This is a genomic window from Paenibacillus sp. FSL L8-0708 (assembly GCF_038009325.1).
Classification (GTDB): Bacteria; Bacillota; Bacilli; order Paenibacillales; family Paenibacillaceae; genus Paenibacillus_AQ; species Paenibacillus_AQ odorifer.
Genome location: NZ_JBBPBC010000001.1, coordinates 3,268,219 through 3,286,688 on the forward strand (window position 1 = coordinate 3,268,219; position 18,470 = coordinate 3,286,688).

The 18,470-nt window shown below is 44.4% G+C and carries 21 protein-coding genes and 1 riboswitch; of the genes, 13 read left to right on the plus strand and 8 right to left on the minus strand.

The annotated features are described in order from the left end of the window. Positions 1-4: 4 nt before the first annotated feature. Genes thiM through NYE58_RS15410 form a run of 4 tightly spaced genes read right to left on the minus strand, consistent with a single transcriptional unit; the run spans position 5 to position 3,390 of the window. Positions 5-799, minus strand: coding sequence for a hydroxyethylthiazole kinase (gene thiM, locus NYE58_RS15395; protein ID WP_076125949.1), 795 nt, complete (start codon positions 797-799; stop codon positions 5-7). 41 nt (positions 800-840) lie between these two features. Continuing rightward, positions 841-1,878: an ABC transporter substrate-binding protein gene (locus tag NYE58_RS15400; protein ID WP_076218197.1), complete on the minus strand. Its 1,038-nt coding sequence runs from the start codon at positions 1,876-1,878 to the stop codon at positions 841-843. After that, the gene (locus NYE58_RS15405; protein ID WP_341002246.1) at positions 1,875-2,651 is read right to left on the minus strand and encodes an ABC transporter permease; all 777 of its coding nucleotides are present in this window, start codon (positions 2,649-2,651) and stop codon (positions 1,875-1,877) included. Before NYE58_RS15405 ends, NYE58_RS15400 begins: the two co-directional genes overlap by 4 nt. Continuing rightward, positions 2,632-3,390 (minus strand): ABC transporter ATP-binding protein, encoded by a 759-nt coding sequence (locus NYE58_RS15410; RefSeq protein ID WP_341002248.1) that lies wholly within the window; start codon positions 3,388-3,390, stop codon positions 2,632-2,634. Before NYE58_RS15410 ends, NYE58_RS15405 begins: the two co-directional genes overlap by 20 nt. A 135-nt stretch (positions 3,391-3,525) precedes the next feature. Further along, a riboswitch (TPP riboswitch) is annotated at positions 3,526-3,629 on the minus strand. A gap of 222 nt (positions 3,630-3,851) precedes the next feature. Between NYE58_RS15410 and NYE58_RS15415 the strand changes: the two genes are divergently transcribed. Genes NYE58_RS15415 through NYE58_RS15425 form a run of 3 tightly spaced genes read left to right on the plus strand, consistent with a single transcriptional unit; the run spans position 3,852 to position 6,176 of the window. Next, a complete protein-coding gene (locus tag NYE58_RS15415; RefSeq protein WP_076183478.1) occupies positions 3,852-4,688 on the plus strand; it encodes an amino acid ABC transporter substrate-binding protein in 837 nt (278 codons plus the stop codon). Positions 4,689-4,741: 53 nt separating this feature from the next. Continuing rightward, positions 4,742-5,410 carry an amino acid ABC transporter permease gene (locus tag NYE58_RS15420; RefSeq protein ID WP_036686309.1) on the plus strand — a complete coding sequence of 223 codons (669 nt, stop codon included), beginning with the start codon at positions 4,742-4,744 and terminating at the stop codon, positions 5,408-5,410. A 13-nt stretch (positions 5,411-5,423) separates the two neighbouring features. Next, positions 5,424-6,176 carry an amino acid ABC transporter ATP-binding protein gene (locus NYE58_RS15425; RefSeq protein ID WP_076218194.1) on the plus strand — a complete coding sequence of 251 codons (753 nt, stop codon included), beginning with the start codon at positions 5,424-5,426 and terminating at the stop codon, positions 6,174-6,176. Positions 6,177-6,271: 95 nt separating this feature from the next. Here the strand turns inward: NYE58_RS15425 and NYE58_RS15430 are convergent, their stop codons facing one another. Beyond that, positions 6,272-6,928: an S-layer homology domain-containing protein gene (locus tag NYE58_RS15430; RefSeq protein WP_076310412.1), complete on the minus strand. Its 657-nt coding sequence runs from the start codon at positions 6,926-6,928 to the stop codon at positions 6,272-6,274. A 318-nt stretch (positions 6,929-7,246) separates the two neighbouring features. Between NYE58_RS15430 and NYE58_RS15435 the strand changes: the two genes are divergently transcribed. Continuing rightward, positions 7,247-7,726: a Fur family transcriptional regulator gene (locus NYE58_RS15435; RefSeq protein WP_036686314.1), complete on the plus strand. Its 480-nt coding sequence runs from the start codon at positions 7,247-7,249 to the stop codon at positions 7,724-7,726. 73 nt (positions 7,727-7,799) lie between these two features. On the opposite strand, the gene NYE58_RS15440 is transcribed toward NYE58_RS15435, so the two are convergent. Then, complete coding sequence (locus NYE58_RS15440) at positions 7,800-8,480, minus strand: TIGR00266 family protein (RefSeq protein WP_036686316.1); 681 nt, start codon at positions 8,478-8,480, stop codon at positions 7,800-7,802. Between the two features lie 162 nt (positions 8,481-8,642). Between NYE58_RS15440 and NYE58_RS15445 the strand changes: the two genes are divergently transcribed. Further along, positions 8,643-8,849, plus strand: coding sequence for a hypothetical protein (locus NYE58_RS15445; protein ID WP_076125962.1), 207 nt, complete (start codon positions 8,643-8,645; stop codon positions 8,847-8,849). 61 nt (positions 8,850-8,910) lie between these two features. Further along, positions 8,911-9,642 carry a class I SAM-dependent methyltransferase gene (locus tag NYE58_RS15450; protein WP_076218191.1) on the plus strand — a complete coding sequence of 244 codons (732 nt, stop codon included), beginning with the start codon at positions 8,911-8,913 and terminating at the stop codon, positions 9,640-9,642. A 105-nt stretch (positions 9,643-9,747) separates the two neighbouring features. Here NYE58_RS15450 and NYE58_RS15455 read toward each other — a convergent pair whose 3' ends face one another. Next, the gene (locus NYE58_RS15455; RefSeq protein ID WP_076135544.1) at positions 9,748-10,566 is read right to left on the minus strand and encodes an AraC family transcriptional regulator; all 819 of its coding nucleotides are present in this window, start codon (positions 10,564-10,566) and stop codon (positions 9,748-9,750) included. A 277-nt stretch (positions 10,567-10,843) separates the two neighbouring features. Between NYE58_RS15455 and NYE58_RS15460 the strand changes: the two genes are divergently transcribed. From NYE58_RS15460 to NYE58_RS15485, 6 genes are all read left to right on the plus strand, one after another. Further along, positions 10,844-11,611 (plus strand): sugar phosphate isomerase/epimerase family protein, encoded by a 768-nt coding sequence (locus NYE58_RS15460; RefSeq protein ID WP_076202612.1) that lies wholly within the window; start codon positions 10,844-10,846, stop codon positions 11,609-11,611. Beyond that, a complete protein-coding gene (locus tag NYE58_RS15465) occupies positions 11,604-12,701 on the plus strand; it encodes a Gfo/Idh/MocA family protein (protein WP_036686323.1) in 1,098 nt (365 codons plus the stop codon). The genes NYE58_RS15460 and NYE58_RS15465 overlap by 8 nt, the downstream gene beginning before the upstream one ends. A 22-nt stretch (positions 12,702-12,723) precedes the next feature. After that, a complete protein-coding gene (locus NYE58_RS15470; RefSeq protein WP_341002250.1) occupies positions 12,724-13,794 on the plus strand; it encodes a Gfo/Idh/MocA family protein in 1,071 nt (356 codons plus the stop codon). Positions 13,795-13,828: 34 nt separating this feature from the next. Continuing rightward, a complete protein-coding gene (locus NYE58_RS15475; RefSeq protein WP_076101695.1) occupies positions 13,829-14,797 on the plus strand; it encodes a sugar phosphate isomerase/epimerase family protein in 969 nt (322 codons plus the stop codon). Continuing rightward, on the plus strand, positions 14,785-15,774 hold the full coding sequence (locus NYE58_RS15480) for a phosphotransferase family protein (RefSeq protein ID WP_341002252.1): 990 nt from the start codon (positions 14,785-14,787) through the stop codon (positions 15,772-15,774). The genes NYE58_RS15475 and NYE58_RS15480 overlap by 13 nt, the downstream gene beginning before the upstream one ends. Before the next feature lie 72 nt (positions 15,775-15,846). After that, positions 15,847-16,104 (plus strand): DUF2164 domain-containing protein, encoded by a 258-nt coding sequence (locus NYE58_RS15485; protein WP_076125970.1) that lies wholly within the window; start codon positions 15,847-15,849, stop codon positions 16,102-16,104. An 18-nt stretch (positions 16,105-16,122) separates the two neighbouring features. Here NYE58_RS15485 and fabV read toward each other — a convergent pair whose 3' ends face one another. Beyond that, positions 16,123-17,313, minus strand: coding sequence for an enoyl-ACP reductase FabV (fabV, locus tag NYE58_RS15490; protein ID WP_341002253.1), 1,191 nt, complete (start codon positions 17,311-17,313; stop codon positions 16,123-16,125). A gap of 144 nt (positions 17,314-17,457) precedes the next feature. On the opposite strand from fabV, the gene NYE58_RS15495 reads away from it, so the two are divergent. After that, positions 17,458-18,456 (plus strand): phosphotransferase family protein, encoded by a 999-nt coding sequence (locus NYE58_RS15495; protein ID WP_341002254.1) that lies wholly within the window; start codon positions 17,458-17,460, stop codon positions 18,454-18,456. The last annotated feature ends 14 nt before the right edge of the window (positions 18,457-18,470 follow it).

The following is an 18,470-nucleotide window of genomic DNA, read 5'->3' on the forward strand; positions in this document are numbered from 1 at the left end:
GTCATTAACTGAGCTGTTTGATACTAGATCTTTCTAGGAAGACTTCTGGCGTGACCCATGTCAGTTGATTTAGAAACTCAACCTGAAAGCTTCCCGGTCCTCGACCAGTTGTTAGTTCAGCGGCGATTTCAGCGGCTACTCCATAGAAGGAGAGGGCTTCCACTGCGGCCTCCAACGAGGCACCTCCACTTACCGCGAGAAATGCACCCACAACAGCACTGAGCAAGCAGCCAGTTCCTGTAACCTTCGTGAGAATAGGGTGACCGTTGCTGGCAATATAAGTGTTTTTTCCATTCGTGATCACATCGTCTTTTCCAGTTATGATGACCACACAGCTTAACTTCCTCGCAGCAGCTTCAGCCAAAAGGACTACATCGCCTTCACCTTCGCCAGCATCCACCCCTTTAATGGACCAACTCTCCCCAATCACATTAGCGACTTCAGCCACATTCCCCCGCAGTGCGGTGATTTGCATCTCATTCACTAGTTTTTGAGTGACAGCGGTCCGATAAGAAGTTGCGCCTGCACCTACCGGGTCAAGCACTAGGGGAACCCCGTGTTTATTAGCGGATTTACCAGCGAGCAACATAGATTGAATGGCGTAGTCATTGAGTGTGCCTATATTTAGAACTACAGCAGACGACATAGCGGCGATGTCGATCACTTCTTCGTGGGCATCCGCCATAAAGGGAGAGGCACCCAGTGCCAACAGACCGTTGGCTGAGAAATTGGCTACTACAATATTAGTGATGTTGTGGATCAACGGGTTGGATTCCCGTACTTTGGCTAAGTAACTCATCATAATTCCTCCTCAAGCTTGTATAAATAACCAACTAAACGTTACAGATTGATAAAAGCTTCCTGTGCTTTAATATCTTCTGTTAGAAGATCGTTGGTGGATAACCACTGCTGAACCTTTTCCCAAGATGTCGGGTCTTGATAACCAAAAGTTTGATCGCCTGCATTCATCAGCGGCAGTAGAATTTCAAGACTTTTTTTCTCAATCTCCTTGTCGAGCGGTGAAGTTGCATCTTCATGTGCAATCAGTAAATCCAGGGCTTGTTCAGGATTCTGCTCCACAAATTCCTGTCCTTTTGTTATGGCATTTAGAAATTTTTTAAAGTAGGCTTCAGAATTTTGCAATCCTTGTTCGCTGGCCACCAGCACAAGCTCATAATAGTCAGGGACTCCGTAATCCGTTGGATTAAGCGAGGTGACCGGATGTCCCTCTTTTTCAAGGATCAGTTGTTCATGGTTGATGAACCCGCCCATTATTGCGTCCACTTGTCCTGTAGAGATCGCAGGGATAAGGTCAAAACCTACATCAATCAGCTTGGCGGATGAAGGATTGCCTCCATCACTCTGGATCATTGTCCGAATCATCGCTTCATAGAGCGGAATAGAGGAATAGCCGATTTGTTTTCCTGCGAGCTCTTTGGGACTATGAATACTGCCTGCCTGAGGAACCATCAGATGATTCAGTGGATGCCGCACGATAGCTGCAATCGAACGTACAGGGATTTTCTCGCCGCGTGCCATAAGTACCTGAGGCTGATAGCTGAGCGCTAGATCAATTTGATTTGCTGCTACAAGCTTTAGGGCGTCATTGCTGTCCGCAGGCATTTTGATCTCGACATCCAAACCTTCCTCTTGGAAAAAACCTTGCTGTTGCGCAGCGTATAGAAAGGAATGAACGGCATTGGGATACCAATCAAGCATAATCGTCAGCTTGTGTGACTGTTTATTTTCGGAATTGGAGGAACCGGTTTGGGAGTTGTTATTTAGCTTGTCTGCCTTCCCGCAGCTGCTTAAGAGCAAAAGTGTGCATACTAGAAATACAGAAATAAGTCCTCGTTGTGGTGATTTTAAATGATTCATTGGTTAGATCCTCTTTTCTTTAAAAATAATTGTTCGAGTAAAGCTATCGCCAGAAAAAGCACAACACCAAGCGCGGACAGCAGAAATACAGCCGCGAACATTTCATCGCTCTGCATATTTCCGGCCATTCTGCGGCTGAAGTAACCGAGTCCTTTACTGCCGCCGAGCCATTCCCCGATAGTAGCTCCGATGACGCAGTATACAATGGACAGCTTTAAGCCAGAGAAAAAAGCAGGCAATGCCAGTGGAATTTGGGTTTTGACAAGCAGCTGCCAGCGGTTTGCACCAAATGTTAATAATAAGTCCTTGTAAGTCTGGCCACTTGTACGAAGTCCATCATATGTACTCACTACGACTGGAAAAAAAGCCGTCAAAAACACCACAGCCACTTTGCTCCACAGCGAATATCCGAACCACATAATAAAAATGGGGGATAGCGCAATTAATGGGACCGTCTGGCTAATGATAAGGAAGGGATAGATGGCCTTTTCTACGGGGCGAAACAGGAACATTCCAATGCCCAGCAATACACCACAAACCACAGAAAGGACAAAACCTACCAGTATCTCCTGCAACGTCGCTAATAAATGCTGTCCAAATAATAATTGCCTGTGCTCGATCAATGCGATGCCAATAGATGAAGGTGCAGGGAGAATAAAGGCTGGAATCAAGTGAAGGCGAACAGCTGACTCCCAGATTACAAGAATGAGCAGTACCAGAAGAAGGAAGGGAGCATAGTTGTCTAGATGTTTTTTAAAAGGTATAGGTTGCATGCAATCTTCGCTCCAACTCTGCCCGTAGTGCTATAAACCGGGGTTCATAGTTCATCTTATAATGTCTTGGTTTTGGTAGATCGACAACGATCTCCTGTAATTCGCTGTGCGCACCGCCAGATAATAAATAAATCCGGTCACTGAGCAATAGGGCTTCTTCCAGATCATGAGTGATGAGCATAATCGTCTGATTCAGTTCACCCCATAACTCCAACAGCCAACGGTGTATCTCACGTTTGGTCATGGCATCGAGAGCGCCAAAGGGCTCATCCAGCAGCATAAGACCACTTCCGCCTCCAGCCACTAAGGTGCGCAGAAATGCTACTCGCTGTTTCATACCTCCCGAAAGTTCATGGGGATAAGCCTTCTCTACATCTGTTAAGCCGAAGCGGGCCAACATTTCCCGAATCTGAGTGATCGTTTTCTGTTTACTAAATCTGGGCTTGATCTCCCAGGGCAAAAGGCAGTTGTCGAGCACTGTTCTCCAAGGCAGCAATAAATCCTGCTGAGGCATATAAGCGATCTGACCTAAACGACTAGCGGTTGAGGGGAGCGTAGGGAGTTTTATTTTTCCATGAGTAGGTTCGAGTAAACCGGCAACCGTTTTGAAAAATGTGCTTTTCCCGCATCCGCTAGCACCTACTACGGAGACGAATTCCCCTTGCCTGATATCCATGGATAGATTTGCGAATACAGGGGGTTGTTCAGTTTCCGGAAAAGAGTAGGTTAGGCCTTGCATAGATAAAATGGTCGTGATGATCTAACCTCCTAATATTTTTGTGGAGCGTCTAAACAAATAAAGACCCATCCATTTCCAGAGGAAATGAATGGGTCAAAAAGTTCATTCTGCATAATAACACTTAACATGCTTGATGAAAATTCTGCTCCACTTCCCTCCGCTGGTATGATCCAGATCAGGTTCCAAGGGTCCGGAGCTTGAAGCTCCGTCTCAGTCGGCCGACTCCCCTAGTGAAATAACAGGTCCATATTAATTTGTTTATAAATATACCATATCTTTCTGAGAAGTAAAGAGAGAAAGAAGTGAAGGATTAATCCAAGATTGGGTAAGATATAAGTAGAAATCTAGTTAATATTACAATTCCGATGTATATTATCGGAAAAAAGCATTGACGATCATGTGATGGCAGTGTACTATTCAATTTACCGGAAAAAAACCGGATAGAGAGAGGGGATTTAATAATGAAAAAATGGAGTCTAACTATTATATTGGCGTTAACCGTGGTTCTTGTAGCGGCTTGCGGCAATAATTCGAATACCAATACGGCTGCTGAACCAACAGCTGGAACGAATGGTGGAGCAGCATCTTCAGCGCAAAACAGTTTGGAGGCTGTGAAGGCCAGCGGCAAATTGCGGATAGGTACAGAAGGGACTTATGCACCTTTTACTTATCATGACACTGCGGGGAAATTGACGGGTTTTGACGTGGAAATTGCCGAAGAAGTAGCCAAACGTTTAGGTGTTGAAGCTGAATTTTTTGAAACTCAGTGGGATGGTATTTTTGCTGGGATGGATGCGAAACGGTTTGATGTCATTTTTAATGAAGTTTCCATTAACGAAGATCGCAAAGTGAAATATGATTTCTCTGAACCCTATATTGTATCCAAGGCAGTATTGATCGTGAGCGAAAACAATGAGGATATTAAGACCTTTGCTGATCTAAAAGGTAAAAAAGCCGGACAATCCCTGACCAGTAACTTATCCGACATCGCTCGTGAGAACGGTGCTGAAATCGTAGCTACGGACGGTTTCAATCAAGCGATGGATCTGCTGACTTCGGGACGTATTGATGCAACTGTGAATGATGGCTTGTCTTATCTGGATCTGAAAAAACAAAAACCAGATGCAAAAATTAAAGTGGTTGATGAGATTCCTGAAGGCTCACAAAGTGCTGCGGTATTCCTGAAAGGCAATGATGAGCTGGTGAATGCGGTCAGTGATGCGATTAAAGAGATGAAAAGTGATGGAACGTACTTGAAAATTTCCGAGAAATACTTTGGAGCTGACGTTTCAAAATAATACAAGGCTAGCAAGGCTAATTAAGCCTAGAAGCTAAAAAGGATGTCTGAATAATGGATGACCGCAAAATACAAATTTTCTTAGATACACTGCTACCCCTGCTTAAAGCCGGGGTGGCTTTTACCATTCCGTTGGCGCTACTTTCCTTTGTGCTTGGATTGATTTTGGCGATCCTAACCGCGTTGGCACGTCTTTCACCGTGGGTAATTCCGAAGCTAATCGCCCGTTTTTATGTATGGGTCATTCGGGGAACCCCGTTGTTAGTGCAGCTATTTATTATATTTTATGGTTTGCCGGCTGTTGGTATTGTACTCGACCCTTTCATTGCCGCCACCATTGGATTTACCCTTAGCGTAGGGGCTTATTCATCGGAAATCGTACGCGCTGCTATCCTGTCGATACATAAAGGCCAGTGGGAAGCTGCCTTCTCAGTCGGGATGACTCGCGGGCAGGCTCTGCGCCGCGTAATTCTGCCACAAGCTGCACGCGTTTCTGTACCGCCGTTATCCAATTCTTTTATTAGCTTGGTCAAAGATACATCGCTTGCAGCGATCATCACCTATACGGAGATGTTTAGAACTGCTCAGCAGGTAGCCTCTACCACTTATGAGCCTCTGCTGGTATACTCCGAAGCAGGATTGTTTTATTTAGTGTTCTGTTCTGTGCTGTCGGCGCTGCAAAATTACTTGGAGAAACGACTCGATCGTTACTCTGCGACCTAAAGGAGAGATACTTGTGATTGAAATCATTAATTTGCATAAATCCTTCGGCGCACTCCAAGTGTTAAAGGGTATTGATCTGAAAATGGAGCATGGAAAGGTACTTGTCATTATTGGGCCATCCGGCTCCGGAAAGACTACACTGCTGCGCTGTTTTAATCTGTTGGAAATCCCGGATCAAGGCAGCCTGTCACTCGGGGATATCACCATCAATTTTACAGATCATAAGAAAATTTCTCAGAATTCCGTATTGGCTCTTCGACAGAAAACAGGGATGGTCTTTCAATCGTATAATTTATTTCCGCATATGACTGCGCTAGGCAATGTGATGGAGGGACAAGTAACTGTCTTGAAACGAACCAAGGAAGAAGCGCGTAAGCGGGGCCTTCAACTGCTGGCTAAGGTGGGTTTGGCTGATAAAGCTGATAACTATCCACATCAGCTGTCAGGTGGACAGCAGCAGAGAGTGGCCATCGCCCGGGCTATGGCAGTAGATCCAGAAGTGCTGTTGTTTGATGAGCCCACTTCGGCGCTCGACCCCGAGCTGGTAGGGGAAGTGCTTAAGGTCATCAAACAATTAGCAGCAGAAGGTATGACTATGGTGATTGTGACCCACGAGATGAAATTTGCCGCCGATGTAGCGGACCGGATCATTTTGATGGATGGCGGTCATATCTTAGAGCAAGGAACGCCGCAAGAAGTGCTGGAGCATCCGAAGAATCCCCGGGCTCTGCAATTTCTGAATAGACTGAATGGTGAAGAAGAGTAGAAAGACAATATACACGAAAAAGCAGCTCGGGAATCATCCGGAGCTGCTTTTTCGTGTGTGGATTATTCAAATGAGAAGAGTAACTGAAATTTGGCTTATCCTCCAGTTTTCAGGAACTCCAAAGCGTTGTAAAGCATAATCGCTGCTTCGGCACGGGTGAGTTCGCTTTTTGGATTAAACTTTCCGTTAGCGTCTAGAGTATTGATCTTGTATTTCAGGGAGCGCTGAATACTGCCTTGATACGCAGGGGTCAGTGACGCTTCATCAGCGATATCTACTGGAACGATATTGATCATCGGCAGATTACCTACGCCTTCGATCGCTTGCACTAGATAGTTAGTGAATTGCTCTTTGGTCATAATTAGGCTAGGATCAATGTCTTTTGGTAGCTTAACTTGATTGTAATAAGCATTGATAAAGGCTTCAGCGTACCAGGCTTTGTCTTTTACTTTTGTGAACAAGCCGCTGGCAACAGGAGCTTTGTTAAAGTCAATGGCTGCGAGGCTGAGCTGGAGACCGCCGGAGATAAACTGAATCCCTTGGGCTGTAGTTACCTTAGAGCCAGGGAGAAATTGAGATTCGCTGACACCTTTAATTAACCCTTGATTTTTTAAAGAAATGATTTTTTCTTTGCCGTTTATGTTATCAATATCCTTAAAGGTGTTCCCAGCTGCAAACATCTGACCACCCAAAGAAAAGGAGAAAATGGCTACGGTTGTGATTACTGCTAGTGTGCTTTTTTTCATGTTCATGTCTTTTCACCTCGTTGTATGGATAGGCTCCTTAGCCTTTGTCACTCCTTTAACGTTGTAAATTATGGAAAGGTTGCGGTCTAATCTGTATTATTTCACGAAAAAGTAGATTTTAATAGAAATATAGGCCAGATTGGGGTGTAGTACTTTGGATAAGTGGCATGAAATGATATAATGATGTCAGGCTCTTTTCATTCGTGGTTAATTTTGTTATGATTATATCGTAACGATTACTATTTATGGTTTGTCTTAACTGCATAAATAGGAGCGTCTCAGAGGGTACGGATGTTAAATCGTTCCGGGAAGGTAGGAGACCAAATGGATCAAATATCAAATATCAGTCAATTGTTTGCGGCGCAAAAATATAAATTAACGCCTCAGCGTGAAGCTATAGTGAACGTTCTGCTCGACAATGAGAAGGACCATTTAAGCGTAGAAGAAGTATATATGCTTGTTAAGAACAGCTATCCACATCTGGGCCTGGCAACGGTATACCGTACACTTGAGCTTTTATGTGAGCTACACATTGTAGAGAAGATGAACTTCGGAGACGGAGTTGCCCGTTACGATTTGCGCGGGAACGATCATTCGCATATGCATCATCATTTAATATGCAGCGTATGCGGTCGGTTGGAGGAAATTAAGGACGACTGGCTTGTGGAGCTGGAGAGAAGAGTGGAACGTGAATATGGTTTTAACGTCACGGATCACCGCCTTGATTTCAAGGGTACTTATGGAACATGTAAACGTACTGGCTGCAAAAAAGCAAAAGCAGAAGCAGATAAAGCAGTCTCGTAAGATTGCTTTCTAACCTAAAGACACAGGCTTTCTCTAAGCCTGTGTCTTTTTTGATTACTGCGTTCTAGGAAGTCTAGCTTCGAGTAGGCACAAAGGATTTGATCCACGTTCCGAAACTGCCAGGGTTACGGCTCTGAACGAGAATTACACCTTCTCCACGGAAGCGGCAGACAAGTGCTTCACCACTGGTTATGCTGTTAAGCCAGCCAGAGGCTGCCTTTTCCACCTTGTAGTCCATATAGTCTGGCCATGCTACGAGGTGTCCGTTATCGATAATCATTTCTTCACCAGGTCCTAAATTTATTGCATGGATAGCACCGAAGGAAGACAGGAACACCGTTCCTCTGCCACTGATTTCTACAATGAAGAAGCCTTCACCGGAGAAGAGCCCTCTGGTTAAATTCTGCATTTTGGTATTTACTTGAATGCCTTCAGTTCCGGCGAGAAATCCGTCTTTTTGAACTAACAGTTTATACGATCCGTCTAATTCTATCGCCTGAATATCGCCGAGTGAGCCAGGCGACAGCAATACCTCACTTTGACCACGGGTCGCTCTAAGTTCTTGAAAGAAGAATTTCTCACCGCTCAGCATTCTCCCGAGACCGCGCATTAAACCACCATCCACGGTTCCTTTTAATTCTACGTTAGGTGACATCGCGACCATTGCGCCCATTTCAGCCTTTACGCTTTCACCGGGATTTAGTTGGACCTTTAACATAGCAAAAGCACCTTCATACAAAACCTGGTAATTCATCCTTTAAACCTCCGCATCTATTTAGATAAGATAGAATACTAGCTTTGCTCTAAGTGTAACGGAATTCTTGCTTCGCTCATAGTCTGGAATATGTTAAAATGAAGTTGTCTTATAGATGTAAGATCAATAATCATTCACCCATGAATAGGAGAGTGGTGTCACATGGCACGAACCAAGACACAAAAAGCCTTGCGTAAGGCAGAGCGCTCCGGAGCCTGGTGCGCAGCACAGAGTCGTAGATTGAATAGTGATTATGGAGCCATTTCACAGCATGTACGATTAACACCAAGCAAGCAGGAACAATTGAATAAGAATAGATATAAGGGGCAGATCTTCCAAGATGATGCTCCTTTTTTATTGGCTATTTGATAAGAGAACATCGCTCAGCGTATAGTAATTGAAGAAATAATATATAGGAGATGTATCCCTGATGAAACAAAATAAATATGACGATTCGAATTTCTTCTCCGCCTACCAGCAAATGCCCCGTTCTATTGGAGGGCTTGCAGCAGCAGGAGAATGGCATGTATTAAAGGCGCTTCTTCCAGACTTACATAATAAAAGTGTGCTTGATCTGGGCTGCGGCTTTGGCTGGCATTGCCTATATGCCCGTGAGCAGCAGGCGAGTTCAGTTATAGGTGTGGATATCTCTGAAAAAATGCTGCAACAGGCGCGTGAAAAAACGAACGATCCTGCTATAACTTATATCCAGCTGCCGATTGAGGACATTGATTTTGCGAGCGAGCAATTTGATGTGGTTCTCAGTTCATTGGCTTTCCACTATATTGAATCTTTTGCAGCCATCTGCCGAAAGGTGCATTCGTTTCTTAAGCCTGGCGGGAGTTTTATTTTTTCAGTGGAGCATCCAATCTTTACTTCACGTGAAGAGCAAGACTGGTATGCCGATGAACAAGGAAACCGCCTGCATTGGCCCGTAGATCATTATCAATCAGAAGGACTTCGTGAAACTAAATTCTTAACAGAAAATGTGATTAAATACCATCGCACGATTTCCACCTATTTCAATGACCTGATTGAAGCTGGCTTTACTATTAAAGCGGTTAAAGAACCAAAGCCTTCAGCAGAAATGAGTAATGATCCATGGATGAAGGATGAGGAGCGTAGACCGATGTTCCTGATCATTTCGGCTGTAAAAGAATAATCTCATGCTCACGAGTTATGTTCGAATATAGAAGCAGGGGTTGTCCTAAAAGTAGCTTTTTCTACTAAGGGACAACCCTTTTGCAATGAAACGGGTTTTCTTCATTTACACCTGCTCTCTGCTGTGCACACGATATTCTCTTGGTGACATCCCGAAACGACTTCGGAAGACCCGGTGAAAATAGGTATAGTTCGCAAAACCACAAGTTTCTGCTACTTGCTCCAGCGGCATGGGGCTGAAGGTTATCCGTTCTCTGGCCATTTCCAGTCGGACATCGTTTACATATTTAATAATACTGGTCCCAAAGGCTTCCTTAAATAAATGAACGGCCCGCGAGACGGATATACCCACAAAACCTGCTACATCTTCCAATAGAAAGGGTAGGGTTGCGTGCTCCTCAACATATTGCTTCATTCGGTATGCCAGATAACCTTTTGGAGTAATTGCTGGCTGGTCTGTAATTAGCCGGTCGATTTCCATACATAGAATTTGCAGATAGCAGGCAGATATTTCTGGAGAGAAGTCGGAAAGTCGACGGTGCTCCAGAATCAATTGGCGAAACAAGCCAAGAAAATTCTCACTAAGCGGCACACTTAGACGAGTGGGTCTTTGTGAACGTTGCCACCATTCATCAATCCATGTTCCTCCGCAAAAGATATGATAATCTCCGCTTTCAATTCGTGGCTTGCCTACAGGGTACTCTTCTTTATCTATGATCAAATAGTAAGGATCATTTGGAGCGAATAACATAATATCCCCGCTTTCCACAGGTGACATTACACCATCGATCAATGCACGGCTTCTTCCTTCTGTTTGCAGACGTATAAGAAAGTTCTGGTTCCCTTGACTTTGAGACATATGAAAAGGCTTGCGATGAAAAGAAAATCCGGCTGATAATACGTGACAGGTAGCAGAATGAGTCATAGGTCCTCCTGAGTGTATTGAAATGATAAGCAGATTGTTCATGTTTTAATCATATTATTCATTTTAATATATACGCTTTCATATTACTATGTAGCTAAGCAATAAAGAAAGAAATCGACCATCAACGCTAGAAACAGTCGGTATTAGCTGTGCTTACAAGAATGACAGTTTAAGGAAACTGATGTGAATCAGATTAGTCAATTCTGTTACAGCATTATTGTTCAAGTGATTGTCACTACAGAAAGCCAACTTTAAATCCAATTGGAGTGATTCGAAAATGCTGAAGATAGGCCTGCAATTGTATACGCTCAGAGAAGAACTGGAACAGGATTTTGAAGGGACACTGCGTAAAGTAGCAGCCCTTGGTTATAAAGGTGTAGAGTTTTTCCATTACTTCGGCCGTAGCGCAGCAGAAGTCAAACAATTGCTTGATGAACTTGGACTAGTAGCGCTGGGCGCACACCGTCCCTATGACGCGTTGTTGAATGATACAGAGGCAGAGATCGCGTACAACCTGGAGATTGGAAATCATAATCTGATTGTGCCGTATCTGTCAGAAGAACAACGTAACTATGAAGAAGTTGCTGCGAATCTGAAGATTATTGGAGAAAAGTGCAAGGCGCGTGGAGCGGTTCTTTTGTACCATAATCATGACTTTGAGTTAACTGATCGATATGGTGACCGTACAGCGTTTGACGGTTTGTTTGAAGAGGTGCCGGCTGATTTGCTGCAAGTTGAAATGGATACATGCTGGGTACATCACGCAGGTTATGATGCCGTAGAATATATCAATAAATACGCTGGCCGGTTGCCAATCATCCATCTTAAAGATTTGAAGAAACATGAGGATGGTTCACCGGAAACGGTTGTTCTAGGCGAAGGAGAAGTAAACCTTACAGCAATTCTTGATGCGGCTGTACAGGCAAAGGTAGAGTGGGCGGTAGTGGAGCAGGATTATTGCAGCCGTTCACCATTAGGAAGTGTAGAAGATAGTTTGAAATGGGTAAAAGCATACGCTAATCAAGGGGGAAATGTTCATGTCTAAAAAGTTGAGAATTGCTATTGTCGGTTGCGGTGGAATTGCTAACGGAAAACATATGCCAAGTTTGTCACGTCAAGCAGATGCTGAAATGGTAGCCTTTTGTGATATCGTCGAAGAACGTGCACAGGAAGCAGCAAAAACCTATGGTGCTGAAGGCGCGGCTGTATATACAGATTATCAAGAGCTTTTGAAAGCCGGAGGATTCGATATCGTGCATGTATGTACACCGAATGACAGTCACTCCGTGATCACAATCGCAGCATTGGAAGCTGGCAATCATGTAATGTGTGAGAAGCCAATGGCGAAGACTACAGCTCAAGCACAGGAAATGTTAGAGGCTGCCAAACGCACTGGCATGAAATTGTCTGTAGCTTATCAGAACCGTTATCGTGCGGATAGTGAATATCTTAAAGACGTTTGTGAAAACGGTGAGCTTGGTGAGATCTATTATGCAAAAGCGATTGCCGTTCGTCGTCGTGCGGTTCCTACATGGGGCGTATTCCTGGATGAAGAAAAGCAAGGCGGCGGTCCGCTGATCGATATCGGTACGCATGCGCTTGATCTAACATTATGGATGATGGACAATTATAAACCGCGTAGTGTTATGGGCTCGACTTTCCATAAGCTTGGTAACCGTAAAAACGGCGGAAATGCCTTTGGTCCATGGGACCCTGAACAATTTAAAGTAGAAGATTCAGCATTTGGATTTATTACCATGGAAAATGGTGCTACAATTGTACTGGAATCAAGCTGGGCTCTTAATGTATCTGAATTTGGAGAAGCGAAGACGCTCCTAGCAGGTACAGAGGGTGGCGCAGATATGAAGGACGGGTTACGCTTAAATGGTGACCGTGGTGGCCGTCTATACGAGACTAAAATTGACTTGTCCGCAGGGGGAGTAGCTTTCTTTAACGGAGGACAAGAGAGTGAATCCGATCGTGAAGCTCGCTTGTGGCTTGAAGCAGTTCGGGAAGATAAAGAACCAGTAGTTAAACCTGAACAAGCCCTTGTCGTTACCCAAATTTTGGAGGCTATTTACGAATCTTCCCGTACAGGTCGTGCTGTGTATTTTGACGGAACATCAGATAACTAAACGAGAAGCAGGTGTGAAGTTCATGAGTTCAAACAGACATTCTGTAGTCATTGTTGGTTTTGGAGGAATGGGAAGTTATCACGCAGGATTGATAAAAGAGACCTCTACCTTAATCGTAGTTGGAACGTACGATGTGCTTGAAGCACGTCGTACCAATTCCAACGACGCTGGCTACAAGGCGTACCAAAGTTATGAAGAAGTATTGGCAGATTCTTCGGTCGAAATTATTCTAATTGCCACACCGAACGATGTGCACAAAGAAATTGCGATTCGTGCATTACAAGCTGGCAAACATGTCATTTGTGAGAAGCCAGTTGCTCTATCTAAGGTTGAATTTCAAGAAATACTGGCGGCGGCTGATCAAGCCGAACGTGTGTTTATGGTGCATCAGAACAGACGTTGGGATGAAGATTTTCTAACTATCAAAAAAATGTACGATGAGGAGACGATTGGATCCCTATTCCAGATCGAATCCCGCGTGCACGGAGCGAACGGAATTCCTGGAGACTGGCGTCATGTTAAGGCACAAGGCGGAGGGATGCTGCTGGATTGGGGCGTTCACTTATTGGACCAGCTATTATTCATGATTGATAGCAAAATTACCAGTGTGAGCAGTAGTCTAAGCTTTATTTTAGGAAACGATGTCGATGACGGTTTTGAAGCTATTCTGCAATTTGAGAATGGAATTAAAGCGATCGTAGAGGTTGGGACGACTAACTTTATTACTTTGCCAAGATGGTATGTGAAGGGTATCGAAGGCACTGGAATTATTGAAGACTGGTCTTTAACTGGAAGATTGGTGACAAGAAATAACGCAGGCGAAAAAATCGAACCGAAGCCGATTCGTGCAGGTGTAGGACTAACTAAAACTATGGCACCTCCATCGGAGGGGGCGACGATCACTGAGGAATTACCTCAGCCGTCGGAGTTAAGCTCTAGCTTTTATGATAATTTCGCTGCTGTCATTGAGGGTACTGCAGAACCTATCGTTAAGAACGCTGAGGTTATGCGGGTACAGAATTTGATTGAAGTTATTTTTGAAGCTGCTGAGAGTAATCAAGTGGTGAAGAATTTTGATATCTACGATAAATAATAAGTAAACTATTTCCAAGAGGAGGTGGCCTACAATGAAACTTGGAGTATTTATGGTCTTGTTTGGAGGTCGTAAGCTGGAGGATGCTCTTGATTACGTAGTATCCAAAGGGCTAAAGGCGGTAGAAATCGGTACGGGAGGCAATCCTGGCAACAGCCACTGCGACCCTAAAATGCTGCTGGAGAATGAAACAGCCTTACAAGAATTCAAACATGCCGTGGAATCTCGCGGACTTACAATCAGTGCTTTGAGCTGCCACGGTAACCCATTGCACCCGCAAAAAGAACTTGCTCAAAAGGATCATGAGGATTTCGTAAACTCGGTCAAATTGGCGCAGAAGCTAGGGGTTCCGGTTGTGAATACCTTCTCTGGATGTCCTGGAGATCATGAGGGTGCTAAATATCCGAACTGGCCTGTAGCTCCATGGCCCAATGATTATCAAGAAATTCTGGACTGGCAATGGGAGAACAAGGTTATTCCTTATTGGAAAGAATGGGGTGCCTTTGCCGCTCAGCATGATGTAAAGGTAGGTCTTGAGCTGCATGGAGGATTCTCAGTACACACACCAGGTACTCTGCTGCGGCTGAGAGAAGCAGCAGGTGAAGTGATCGGTGCGAACCTTGATCCGAGTCACATGTGGTGGCAAGGAATTGATCCTGTGCAAGCGATTCATATTTTGGGACGCCAAGGTGCAATCCATCACTTCCATGCGAAGGATACCGTTATTGATCCTGTGAATGTCAATATGCACGGATTAACTGATATGCAGTCGTATACCAAGATGCTTGACCGTGCTTGGCAGTTCCGTTCTGTCGGTTTTGGACATGATCTTAAGACTTGGGCTGACATTATTAGTGCACTTCGTTTGGTTGGGTATGACTATGTGGTTAGTATTGAGCATGAAGATGGGCTGATGTCTATTGAAGAAGGTTTCTCCAAAGCTGTAAGTAACCTTCAACAAGTATTGATTGAGGAGCCACTGACAGAAATGTGGTGGGTTTAAACGAAATGGAGAGCTTCACGAAAGTTAAATTAAATGATGAACAGCTGGATATTTTGGTGAAAGCGGTTTTCGGTTCAGAAACTGCGGTTAACCTTAGTTCAGAACTTACGGGAGGCTTTTTTAATACAGCCTATGATTTGGAACTCAGCACTGGGAAATCTGTCATTCTAAAGGTTGCCCCTGCTGTAGAGACAGATACGTTAAGTTACGAGAAGAACATTATGCGAACTGAAGTGGAAGCTCTCCGTATGGTTGCAGATAAGGGTGTTGTGCCCGTGCCTGCCGTCTACCATTATGATGAAAGTCTGCTGCTTATTCCTATTCCGTATTTCTTTATGGAGAAGGTGGAGGGCCAGCCCTACAGTGATGTAAAGGAGAGTCTTTCACTTCCGGAGAGAGACGCTATCGAAACTGAGCTGGGGCGTTACAATCGCATAATCAATGAGATACGCGGAGAACGTTTTGGCATTTTTGGAAGGGATTCAGAGGAGCCAAGAGCCTCGTGGAGAGAGACCTTTTCATGCCTGATGGAAAGTGTACTTGCTGATGCCAAGAGGCTGAATGCACAGCTCCCTGCGTCCAGTGAAGAGATAATGCAGGAGGTTTCCAAGTATCTCCCTGCATTAGATGCCGTAACCGAGCCACGACTGGTGCATTGGGATTTATGGAATGGGAATGTATTTGTGAAGGATGGAGTCATCGTATCACTGATTGACTGGGAGAGAGCCCTGTGGGGCGATGTGCTGATGGAGTATTATTTTAGGCATTTTGAGAATTCTGCCGGTTTCTATAAGGGGTACGGAACAACCTACGACAGTCCGAACGAGATTCAGCGGAAGAAGATTTATGATCTTTATCTTGATCTTATTCTTACTATCGAATGTTATTCACGCAAATATGCAGACGAAGGTTATGTCCGTTGGACGCATGATAACTTGACTGAGGGTTGGAACCGTTTTAAAAGCAGCAGTGAATGAAGGTTATAGGTGTGAAAAATGACGTGCGAAAGCACGTCATTTTCCTGTATCTAATTAGATTGGAGGATTACCATGCAGCCGTTAAAAATACCGAGAGAACATAAGCTTCAGATTACAGCTAGTATTCAAGAATATTTTGATACAGAGCTGTCCAGTGAAATTGGGCAATTAGCCAGCGAGAACCTTCTCGATTTTATGCTCAAAGAACTTTCGCCTTATATTTACAATCAAGCGTTGGCAGATGCACGAAAAATGATTGAGCAAAAGATGATTTCTCTGGAAGAGGAAATATATGCTCTCGAACAACCCTTATCCTCAGGCAGAAGATAATCCAAAACACGATTAATTTTAGCGCAGATTTATAACAGTTACGTCTGGATCAGTATCAGCTTCGTAATCTACACCTTCAGTCTCGAATCCAAATAGCTGGAAGAATTCCTGTTTATAGCTATGCAGATCCGTTAGGTCGTAGATATTGTCTGAAGTAAGCTGGTCCCAGATTTCTATAACTTCTTGCTGGACTGCCGGAGACAATTCCCAATCATCTATACGGATACGCCCTTCTTCATCCACAGGAGTTCCTTTCGCTGCGTAGAGATGTTCAGCAAACAACCGATAGGTTTGCTCAATACAACCTTCATGAAGACCGTGCTCTTTCATGACTTTGTAAAGGGCGGAAATATAGAGGGGCACGACAGGAATCGCCGAGCTGGACTGTGTGACAAGACCTTTTGTGACCGCTACATAAGCTCTACCGTGAGTAACAGCTAACGCTTCGTTAAGTGTTCTTGCCGTAGCTTCGAGATGGTCTTTAGCAAGTCCAATCGTTCCCTGGCGATATACGGCTTGAGTAAGCTCTGATCCGATATACGAATAAGCAATAGTGGTTGCGTGATCAGCTAATACTCCGGCTTGCTGGAGTGCTTCTATCCATAGCTGCCAATCATCACCGCCCATCACCCGTTCGGTATCATGAACTTCCTTATCGGTCGCAGGTTCGATGGAGATTTGAGTGACTTCACCCGTATGAAAATTTACAGTTTTGTTGGTAAAGATGTCGCCAATAGGTTTGAGAACAATGTTATATACTTCGCCTGTCTCCGGGTCTGTACGGCGCCCAGAAGCAACACTGTAGATGACCAAATCGACTTGTCCTAATTCGCTGCGGATCAGCTGAATCGTTCTTTCTTTGGTCTCTTTGGAGTAAGCATCTCCGGTAACGCTGTAGGATTGCAGGCCTGCAGACTCCGCAAGTTGTTCGAAGGCGGCGGAATTGTACCACCCAGCAGAGGCTGTACGGGCTCCATTGCTGCTGCTCGGCCGATATACGCCTACTGTGCTGGCTCCAGCCCCAAATGCGGCTGTAACCCGTGAGGCGAGGCCGTAGCCTGTGGATGCGCCAATGACAAGCACCTTCCGGGGTCCTTTGATCGCGGGTTGTGCCTTAATATACTCAATTTGCCGCTCGACTTGACGAGCGCAGCCTTGCGGATGTGCGGTTGTACATATAAAGCCACGTGTTCTAGGTTTTATGATCATAATAATAGTTTCCTCTCTTTCATGAAAAGCAGCTAATGATACGTGTTATTTCTAATTTTAACAATTTTCATTCCAATGGAGAAGGATTGTTTATCTTTCTTGGATCAAATACAATGAATCCCGGGCTTTTATGAGGTTGGATTTTTGCATTTTTACTTAACTCTGTATGGTGGTGAAGTCTTGGAAAGTCAGACTAAAACAAAATTGACGGTTGAGCAGCAGGACATCCTGGTGGGTGCTGCTTTTGGAAGCCATGTGAAAATCATTCAAAGTACGGAATTGACGGGAGGTTATTTCAACGCAGCTTATGACCTCCTATTGTCAGATGGCAGAGCTACGATCCTTAAAATATCGCCATCCGATGAGACAGACACGCTAAGTTACGAGCACGATATCATGGCTACAGAGGTTGCGGCAATGCAGCTAATGAAGTCTAAAGGAACGGTACCTGTGCCTGAGGTATACGCTTATGATAACAGCAGAAATTTAATATCTAGTGACTTTTTTTTCATGGAGAAAATAATCGGCCAGCCCTATAATGAAATTAAGGAAGAGCTTAGTCCGCAGCAAAGAAGTTGTATTGAGGAAGAATTAGGTCGTTATAGCCGGATTATCAATGAGATTCAAGGGGATCATTTCGGATTATTTAATGTATCCTCGAAGATAAAGGGGACTTCTTGGCGGGTAACCTTTCAAAATTTGATTGGCAACCTCCTTGATGATGCTCGGCGCTTAGAGGCAAAGATGCCCATTCCTATAGAAAAGATTGAGGCGGAGATCAACAGCCGTATACATGTGATGGATGTGGTCACTGAGCCACGTTTAGTTCACTGGGATCTATGGGATGGGAATGTGTTTGTGAGAGAGGGAAGCATTGTTGCCTTAATCGATTGGGAACGGGCGTTATGGGGCGATCACCTTATGGAATATTATTTTCGCTATATTGAGGATTCTGAGCATTTCTGTAGAGGTTATGGGGACAGCTTTGATAGCCCTAATGAATGTGCACGCAAAAAGCTCTACGACTTATATATCGATTTAATTTATTTCATTGAGTGTTATTCGCGTAAATACGATAGCCAAGGCCATTTCCAGTGGGCACAGGATAATCTGCTGGAAGGTTGGGAACGTTTCATGGGTTAGGACATTTTCAGCAA

Coding starts and splice junctions, on each gene's coding strand:
- thiM (WP_076125949.1), bottom strand. CDS start 799: ATGAGTTACTTAGCCAAAGTACGGGAATCCAACCCGTTGATCCACAAC.
- NYE58_RS15420 (WP_036686309.1), top strand. CDS start 4,742: ATGGATGACCGCAAAATACAAATTTTCTTAGATACACTGCTACCCCTG.
- fabV (WP_341002253.1), bottom strand. CDS start 17,313: ATGATCATAAAACCTAGAACACGTGGCTTTATATGTACAACCGCACAT.
- NYE58_RS15450 (WP_076218191.1), top strand. CDS start 8,911: ATGAAACAAAATAAATATGACGATTCGAATTTCTTCTCCGCCTACCAG.
- NYE58_RS15415 (WP_076183478.1), top strand. CDS start 3,852: ATGAAAAAATGGAGTCTAACTATTATATTGGCGTTAACCGTGGTTCTT.
- NYE58_RS15470 (WP_341002250.1), top strand. CDS start 12,724: ATGAGTTCAAACAGACATTCTGTAGTCATTGTTGGTTTTGGAGGAATG.
- NYE58_RS15475 (WP_076101695.1), top strand. CDS start 13,829: ATGAAACTTGGAGTATTTATGGTCTTGTTTGGAGGTCGTAAGCTGGAG.
- NYE58_RS15485 (WP_076125970.1), top strand. CDS start 15,847: ATGCAGCCGTTAAAAATACCGAGAGAACATAAGCTTCAGATTACAGCT.
- NYE58_RS15400 (WP_076218197.1), bottom strand. CDS start 1,878: ATGAATCATTTAAAATCACCACAACGAGGACTTATTTCTGTATTTCTA.
- NYE58_RS15430 (WP_076310412.1), bottom strand. CDS start 6,928: ATGAACATGAAAAAAAGCACACTAGCAGTAATCACAACCGTAGCCATT.
- NYE58_RS15410 (WP_341002248.1), bottom strand. CDS start 3,390: ATGCAAGGCCTAACCTACTCTTTTCCGGAAACTGAACAACCCCCTGTA.
- NYE58_RS15460 (WP_076202612.1), top strand. CDS start 10,844: ATGCTGAAGATAGGCCTGCAATTGTATACGCTCAGAGAAGAACTGGAA.
- NYE58_RS15465 (WP_036686323.1), top strand. CDS start 11,604: ATGTCTAAAAAGTTGAGAATTGCTATTGTCGGTTGCGGTGGAATTGCT.
- NYE58_RS15405 (WP_341002246.1), bottom strand. CDS start 2,651: ATGCAACCTATACCTTTTAAAAAACATCTAGACAACTATGCTCCCTTC.
- NYE58_RS15455 (WP_076135544.1), bottom strand. CDS start 10,566: ATGACTCATTCTGCTACCTGTCACGTATTATCAGCCGGATTTTCTTTT.
- NYE58_RS15445 (WP_076125962.1), top strand. CDS start 8,643: ATGGCACGAACCAAGACACAAAAAGCCTTGCGTAAGGCAGAGCGCTCC.
- NYE58_RS15435 (WP_036686314.1), top strand. CDS start 7,247: ATGGATCAAATATCAAATATCAGTCAATTGTTTGCGGCGCAAAAATAT.
- NYE58_RS15440 (WP_036686316.1), bottom strand. CDS start 8,480: ATGAATTACCAGGTTTTGTATGAAGGTGCTTTTGCTATGTTAAAGGTC.